2 protein-coding genes are annotated in these 2653 nt (G+C 68.3%); both read left to right on the forward strand.

Annotation, left to right across the window (positions count from 1 at the left end; genetic code table 11):
* Positions 1-224 precede the first annotated feature (224 nt).
* On the forward strand, positions 225-1754 hold the full coding sequence (gene istA / locus AB0K21_RS44575; RefSeq protein WP_364159272.1) for an IS21 family transposase: 1530 nt from the start codon (positions 225-227) through the stop codon (positions 1752-1754).
* Positions 1751-2530 (forward strand): IS21-like element helper ATPase IstB, encoded by a 780-nt coding sequence (gene istB, locus AB0K21_RS44580; protein WP_364159275.1) that lies wholly within the window; start codon positions 1751-1753, stop codon positions 2528-2530. Before istA ends, istB begins: the two co-directional genes overlap by 4 nt.
* Positions 2531-2653: the final 123 nt, after the last annotated feature.

The following is a 2653-nucleotide window of genomic DNA, read 5'->3' on the forward strand; positions in this document are numbered from 1 at the left end:
TGAGAGCGGTCACGTGGAACTCTTGATCGGCGGACAGAAAAGTCGCGGCTGACGGACACCGGTTCCTGGTGGGCGGCCACCAAAAGTCTTGGTCAATGGCCAGGCCGATCTCCTGATCTTGTCCGTGTGTCACAGCTTGGGTTCCCCTCCGCGGGGGCTTGGGTTGCGGGTTGTCGAGACCTTGCACCCCAGACCCGCGGAGGGGGCCCGTGACGAAGTCTGGCATGGAGCTGATGGAGATTTACGAGGCTTACGACCTGACCGGGTGCGCCTGGTCGGCGGCGCAACTGGCGGGGTGTGACCCCAAGACGGTGCGCCGGTATATCGCGATCCGCGCGGCGGGCGGCAACCCGCACCAGCCGACGCCGCGCCCTAAGGCGATCGACGCGTTCCTAGCGAAGATCGAGGAGAAGGTCGACCGGTCGAAAGGGAAGATCCGCGCGGACGTGGTGCACAAAGACCTGGTCGCGATGGGATTCGCCGGGTCCGAGCGGACCACGCGGCGGGCGGTCGCCGAGATCAAGGCGGCCTGGAAGGCCGGACGGCGGCGCGTCTACCGGCCCTGGGTGCCTGAGCCGGGGATGTGGCTGCAGTGGGACTGGGGCGAGGGCCCACGGATCGGTGAGCGCCGCACGCAGCTGTTTTGTGCCTGGCTGGCCTGGTCGCGGTTTCGGGTGGTGATCCCCGCCTGGGATCAGACGCTGGCCACGTTGACATCATGCCTGGACGCGGCGCTGCGGCGGCTGGGCGGGGCGCCGACGTATCTGCTGACCGACAACCCCAAGACGGTCACGATCGAGCACATCGCCCGCATCGCGGTGCGCCACCCCCAGATGGTCGAGCTGGGGCGGCATTACGGGTGCGTGGTGACTACCTGCGAGCCGTTCGATCCTGAGTCCAAGGGCGGGGTGGAGGCAACGGTGAAGATCGCCAAGGCGGACCTGGTGCCCACTCATGCCAACCTTCGCGCCGCCTATGGGAGTTTCACCGAGTTGGAGACCGCGTGCGCTGCCTGGAGTGAGCACATCAACGGCCGCCGCCATCGCGAGACACACCGGCCGCCGATCGAGATGCTGGCCGAGGAACGCGCTCGCCTGCACGTGCTGCCCGCCGATCCCTACGTGCTCGCGCTCGGCGCCGAGCGCCTGGTCTGCGACGACCGGACCGTCCGCTGGGGCGATGTGCGCTACTCGGTGCCGCCCGGCCACGAGGGACAGACGGTCTGGTGCCGCGTCCACGGCGACGAGTTGGTCATCGTCGGCCGCTCCGGCACCGATGAGCAGCACGGTCAGCACGGTCTGAGGGAACTGTGGCGGCATCGGCTGTCGGTTCCGGGCCGGCCGCGGATCGTCGATGCCCACTATCCCGAGCACGAGGGCGGCAACGGCCCCAAAGCGCCCCGGCCTCGCCCGCGGACCAAGGCCGAAGAAGCGTTCCTGGCGATCGGGCCGGGTGCGCAGGCGTGGCTGATCGAGGCCGCCGCCACCGGAGTGGTGCGGATCCGCACCAAAATGGCCCGCGCGGTCGAGCTGGCCAGTCTGCTGGGCGCGGCCCGGGTGGATGAGGCGCTCGGACTGGCCGCGATCAACGGCCGGTTCGCCGAAGCTGACCTGGCCTCCATCTGCGACCACCTCGCGTTGCATGAGCACGCCGGTGAAAACACCCGTGTCGACGAGGCTCACTCGGTCCAGCCCGGCACCGCTTCCTGGGCTGCCTTCAGTAACACCAACAGCGTCAAAGGAGATCACTCGTGAGTGTCACCCTTCCTGCGGCCCCACCGGTCCCGGCCGAGTTGGAGGCCCTGTTTCGCCGGATGCGTTTTCCTTACGCCCGCAAAGCGGCGCCCGAGGTGCTGGCGACCGCCCGCGCGCAACGCTGGGACCCAGCCGAAGTCGTGCGCGTCCTGCTCAATGAGGAGGTCGTCGGCCGCGACCAGGCGACCCGCCGCAACCGGCGCAAGAGCGCGGGCTTTCCCTCCGGCAAGACCTTCTCCTCCTGGCGGCGCGAGGGCTCCACGATCAACGAGGCCACCCAGAACGCGCTGATGACGCTGGAATGGGTCAGCCGCGCGGAGAACCTGGTGATCGCCGGACCGTCCGGCACCGGCAAGTCCCACTTCGCTGAGGCACTGTCGCATCTGGCGATCGAAAAAGACCTGCGGGTGGCCTGGTTCACCCTGGAGTCCCTCAGTGCCACGGTCGGCCGGGCCAAGATCGACGGATCGGTCTCGCGCGCCATCGGCCGCATCTGCCGCAGCGACGTCATCGTTATCGACGATATCGGGTTGCTGCCGGTCGGCCACGAGACCTCCGAGGCGTTCTACCGCGTTATCGATGCCGCCTACGAGCGCCGCTCGGTCGTGGTCACCAGCAACATCCACCCGTCGGGTTTCGACACCATCATGCCCAAGACGCTCGCCACCGCGACCGTCGACCGGCTGATGCACCACGCCCACCTGGTGGAGACCAGCGGCGACTCCCATCGCCTGGCCGAGGCTCTGTCCGGGCGTGGAGTGATCCCGCTGACCTGACCGCCCACCCGGAGATCGACCTGGCCACCCACCGGGATTCCCAGTGGCCACGCCAGGAATTTTGATGGCCATCAGCCAGGAGAAATCTGGCCGCTCAACTGGAGAACGGCGTGTCCGCTAGCA

It is taken from the genome of Streptosporangium sp. NPDC049248, assembly GCF_040678965.1.
In the GTDB taxonomy this organism is placed as follows: Bacteria; Actinomycetota; Actinomycetes; order Streptosporangiales; family Streptosporangiaceae; genus Streptosporangium; species Streptosporangium fukuiense.